The sequence below is a fragment of the Mesorhizobium sp. M7A.F.Ca.CA.002.04.1.1 genome (assembly GCF_004022805.1).
Lineage (GTDB): Bacteria > Pseudomonadota > Alphaproteobacteria > Rhizobiales > Rhizobiaceae > Mesorhizobium > Mesorhizobium ciceri.
The window spans coordinates 1-4,459 of sequence record NZ_RZPL01000488.1 but is presented as its reverse complement, the minus strand read 5'-3'; the positions used below and the strand labels follow the sequence as shown (position 1 = coordinate 4,459).

Genomic DNA, 4,459 nt, shown 5'->3' with positions numbered 1-4,459 from the left:
GAGGCGCTGCTGCGCTGGGACCCCCCGCGCCGCGGCATGATCCCGCCGGCGGATTTCATCCCGGTCGCCGAAAGCTGCGGCCTGATCGTGCAGCTCGGCCTGTTTGCCATGCAGCAGGCGGCGGAAGACCTCGCCAGCTGGCAAAAGCAGATCGGCGACGCGCCGCTGTCGGTCTCGGTGAATTTGTCCAGCCGCCAGTTGATCCGCCGCGACCTGGTCAGCGACGTCCGCTCGGTCATCGCTCGGGCCAACCTGAAGCCGCGCTGCTTCCGGCTCGAACTCACCGAATCGCTTGTCATGGACAATCCCGAGCAGACCGCCCATGTGCTGACCAAGCTGAAGCAGCTCGGCATCGGCCTGTCGCTGGACGATTTCGGCACCGGCTATTCGTCATTGGCCTATCTGACGCGTTTCCCCTTCGACACCATCAAGATCGACAAGAGCTTCGTCGACGACAACACGCCCAAGCGCGCGGTGCTGCTGAAATCGATGGTCAACATGGCGCATGAACTCGGCCTGTCCGTCGTCGCCGAGGGCATTTCGGACGAGAGCGACGCGCTGGAACTGCGCCAGATGGGCTGCGAATATGTCCAGAGCTTCATGTTCGGCGCGCCGATGCCGGGCGACCAGGTGCTGAAGACGCTGAAAGAGCAGTATCCGCTGACGCAAGCGTAAACGGATCAGGCGTGTCCGGCAGCGAGGCTGAGATGCGCAAGGTCGATACCGATCGAGGCGAGGATCCGGTCGTATTTGCGCTCGATATCGGTGTCGAACAGAAGCTCGGCACTGGCCGGACAGGTCAGCCAGCCATTTTCTGCGATCTCGGTCTCCAATTGGCCCGCGCCCCAGCCGGAATAGCCGAGCGCCATCAGCGCATGACGAGGCCCGCGGCCGGACGATATGGCGCGCAATATGTCGACGGTCGCCGTCAGGCAGATGTCGTCGGAAACGGTCAGCGATGATTCCACCCGATAGTCGCCCGAATGCAGGACGAAGCCCCGGCTGCGATCCACGGGGCCGCCATTGCGCACGACGAAATCGCGGGCCTGAGCCGGCAAGCGGATTGCCTCCTGCTCGTTCATGATGCCCAGTTGCACGAGCAAGTCCGGAAACAGCATCTGCTGCGTCTGGTTGATGATCAGGCCCATGGCGCCTTCATCGGAATGGGCGCAGACATAGATGACCGAGCGCGTGAAACGGTCGTCCTTCATGCCGGGCATGGCAATCAGGAACTGATCGTCGAGAAAGCCGCGACTGGCGACCGTCTTCTTGTGGCGCAACAAGTCCATGAAGGGAGCGTAACGCGTTTCCAAAGCGCCGAAAAGATGCGCCGTGCTGGATTCGACCAAAGCCTGTGGCGGCGGCTCGAACATTCTTCTCCCTCGAAGTCACGCAAATATGATACCGGCAAGGCCATGAAATCATTGCGCGGCCACGAACGGACGATCAAATCACCGCCATGCGAAGCTTGAAAATCCTGCTGCTCGGCGCCGGCATCGGATCGGCCACCGCTCTTCCCGCCGCCGCCTCTTCGTCGGCGTGGTACAACAGCGAAGGCGGCAAGGTCCGGCTGGTTACATCAGGCAAAGCCGACGATGCCGGCCGCATACAGGGCGTTCTCGACATAGCGCTCAAGCCCGGCTGGAAGACATATTGGCGCGATCCGGGAGACGCGGGCGTGCCGCCGCAACTCGACATTTCGGCCAGCACCAACGTCGCCGACGCCGCTCTGTCGTTTCCGGCGCCGCAGCGCCATGACGACGGCTATGGCAAATGGGCGGGCTACAACTATCCGGTCTCTCTGCCGGTGACATTCACGCTGGCGACGCCGAACCAGCCGGCGGTGATCGATGCCGACATCTTTCTCGGCATCTGCGAAACGATCTGCATTCCGGTGCAGACGCGGCTGACCGTCGACCCCGCCTCCGATCCGGACAATGCCGAGGACGCGGCGCTGGTGAAGGCGAGTTTTACGGCACTGCCTGCGCCCGCGAGGTCCGATTTCGGCATCAATGTGCTGCCGGGCGACCATGAGACGCTGATTGTCGAGGCGAGCTTTCCCGGCGATCCGGCGGCGGCGGATTTCTTCGTTGCCGGCGAGCAGGACTACATGTTCGGCACCCCGGCCCGCAGCGAAAAGGACGGCAAGCTGATTTTCACCGTGCCGATCCTCGACCGCCCCTCGACGACGCCGACTGATGGCGGGCTTCACTATACGCTGACGAGTGCGGCGGGCGCTGTCGAAGGGGTTCTGCCTTTCCCTTGATCCAGCCCATCGCAACGGTTGCAGGAAGCCGTTGGGTTCGCTACGCAAAGACACGTCCTTCCCCATTTCCCAAGCGAGGAATCCATGACCATTTCCGTTGGCGACAAGCTGCCTGACGTGACCTTCAAGACGATGACCGACGACGGCGCCAAGCCGATCACCGGGGCCGAGATATTCCCGGGCAAAAAGGTCGTTCTGTTTGGAGTTCCCGGCGCCTTCACGCCGACCTGCAGCAACAACCACTTGCCCGGCTATCTCGAGAACCATGACGCCATCCTGGCGCGCGGCGTCGACACCATCGCCGTCGTCTCGGTCAATGACGTCCATGTCATGGGCGCCTGGGCGCGCTTCACCGGCGGCGAGGGCAAGATCCTGTTCCTGGCCGACGGCAGTGGCGATTTCGCCAAGGCAGTGGGCCTCGACAATGACCTTTCCGCCAGCGGCATGGGGCTGCGTTCGAAACGATTTTCGATGATCGTCGACGACGGCAAGGTCACCGCGCTCAATGTCGAGACCAAGCCCGGTGTCGACGAGTCCGGCGCGGCCCATATTCTGGGACAGCTCTGAACTTCAGTGCGCCTTCGGCCGCAACGGCGATGGCGCTTGTGGTTCATGGCTTGCTTTGGGGGGATCCTAGCGATGTTTGACATCTTCTGGCGCGCTATCGCGATCGGCGTCGGCGCCACCGTGCTGATGGATCTCTGGGCCATCTTCCTGCACAAGGCGTTCGGCCAGCCACGGCCGAACTGGGGGCCGGTCGGCCGCTGGGTCTGGCATCTCCGTGACAAGGTCTTTCACGACGATATCGGCGATACAGCACCATACGCGCATGAAAAGGCGCTGGGTTGGGCCTTTCACTATTTTGTCGGCATCATCTACGGCATCATCCTGGTGGTGCTGGCCGGAGCGGGCTGGCTTGCCGCGCCGACATTTCTGCCGGCCTTCATCCTCGGCATTGTCACCGTCGGCGCCGGCTGGTTCCTGCTGGCACCCGGCATGGGCGCCGGCTGGGCCGCCTCGAAGCGGCCCAACCCGATGCGGATCCGGGCGCTGAACCTGGTGTCGCATACGGTGTTCGCACTTGGGCTTTGGGGCACGGCGCTGCTGATACGATAAGCGCTTACGGCTGTGTCGGCCTGTCGATCGGCTGCCAGCCGTAGACAACGGAATGCGCGCCGATATCGTAGTAGTTGCCGCCGCCCGCTGGCTGATCTGCTTCTTCGTACCCGAGCCGCGCCGCTCCTGAAATTCAATAGCTCTGGGTCGAGCGCCGCACCTTCGCGATTGCCGGCGCAGCAGGCTTTGGCGCTGCTGCAGGCTTGAACGGGCCTTTCTTGAACGGCGCCATGCCTTCGCGCGCGAGTTCGTCGGCGCGCTCGTTCTCGACATGGCCGTCATGGCCCTTGACCCAGTTCCAGGTGACCTTGTGGCGCTTGTTGGCCTCGTCGAGCGCCTGCCAGAGTTCACCGTTCTTGACAGGCTTCTTGTCGGCGGTCTTCCAGCCGTTCTTCTTCCAGCCGTGGATCCACTTGGAAATGCCGTCCATGACGTATTTGCTGTCGGTGTGAAGCTCGACCGTGCACGGTTCCTTCAGCGCGTTCAGCGCCGAGATAGCGGCCAACAGTTCCATCCGGTTGTTGGTCGTCTCGGCCTCACCGCCGGAAAGCTCCTTGGTGGTGCCGTTGAAGCGCAGGATCGCGCCCCAGCCGCCAGGGCCGGGATTGCCCGAACAAGCGCCGTCGGTGAAGATCTCAACCTGTTTGCTCATGATATCAGGCCAATCCATATTCCGAAGGAGATTTGATCGCCCGGTGGAACCGCATCCTTCTGATGTATTCGGTCGGATCGCGTTTCATCACCAGCCCGCCATCGGGGACGGTCAGCCAGTCGTATAGCCGGGTCAGCATGAAGCGCAACGCCGAACCGCGCGCCAGCATCGGCAGCGCAGCCTTTTCCTGGTCGCTCAGGGGCCGGACGCTCTTGTAGCCGGCGAGCAGCGCCTTGCCCTTGGTCAGGTTGAAGGAAAAATCCTTCTCGAAGCACCAGGCGTTGAGGCAGGTGGCGACATCGTAGGCATAGAGGTCGTCGCAGGCGAAATAGAAGTCGATCAGGCCGGAGAGCTTTTCGCCGAGGAAGAAAACGTTGTCCGGGAAAAGATCGGCATGAATGATGCCTTGCGGCAGGTCTTTGGGC

The 4,459-nt window shown here is 62.5% G+C and carries 7 protein-coding genes; 4 read left to right on the top strand and 3 right to left on the bottom strand.

Annotated features, from left to right (window positions below; all coding sequences use genetic code 11):
• Positions 1–675: EAL domain-containing protein (locus ENZ75_RS22440; protein WP_164887930.1), on the top strand; the 675-nt coding region annotated here is incomplete at its 5' end.
• A gap of 5 nt (positions 676–680) precedes the next feature.
• Here ENZ75_RS22440 and ENZ75_RS22435 read toward each other — a convergent pair.
• A complete protein-coding gene (locus ENZ75_RS22435; RefSeq protein WP_013532765.1) occupies positions 681–1,289 on the bottom strand; it encodes a YqgE/AlgH family protein in 609 nt (202 codons plus the stop codon).
• 170 nt (positions 1,290–1,459) lie between these two features.
• On the opposite strand from ENZ75_RS22435, the gene ENZ75_RS22430 reads away from it, so the two are divergent.
• The 3 genes from ENZ75_RS22430 (at position 1,460) to ENZ75_RS22420 (ending at position 3,382) form a co-directional block, all read left to right on the top strand.
• A complete protein-coding gene (locus ENZ75_RS22430; RefSeq protein WP_063167685.1) occupies positions 1,460–2,266 on the top strand; it encodes a protein-disulfide reductase DsbD domain-containing protein in 807 nt (268 codons plus the stop codon).
• Between the two features lie 84 nt (positions 2,267–2,350).
• Positions 2,351–2,833, top strand: coding sequence for a peroxiredoxin (locus tag ENZ75_RS22425; RefSeq protein WP_027164142.1), 483 nt, complete (start codon positions 2,351–2,353; stop codon positions 2,831–2,833).
• Between the two features lie 72 nt (positions 2,834–2,905).
• Positions 2,906–3,382: a DUF2938 domain-containing protein gene (locus ENZ75_RS22420; protein WP_013532768.1), complete on the top strand. Its 477-nt coding sequence runs from the start codon at positions 2,906–2,908 to the stop codon at positions 3,380–3,382.
• A 133-nt stretch (positions 3,383–3,515) separates the two neighbouring features.
• Here the strand turns inward: ENZ75_RS22420 and rnhA are convergent, their stop codons facing one another.
• Together rnhA and ENZ75_RS22405 are read right to left on the bottom strand one after the other, a co-directional pair.
• Complete coding sequence (gene rnhA / locus ENZ75_RS22410; protein ID WP_027164143.1) at positions 3,516–4,034, bottom strand: ribonuclease HI; 519 nt, start codon at positions 4,032–4,034, stop codon at positions 3,516–3,518.
• Between the two features lie 4 nt (positions 4,035–4,038).
• On the bottom strand, positions 4,039–4,459 hold a 421-nt coding region (locus ENZ75_RS22405; protein ID WP_164887929.1), incomplete at its 5' end, for a phosphotransferase.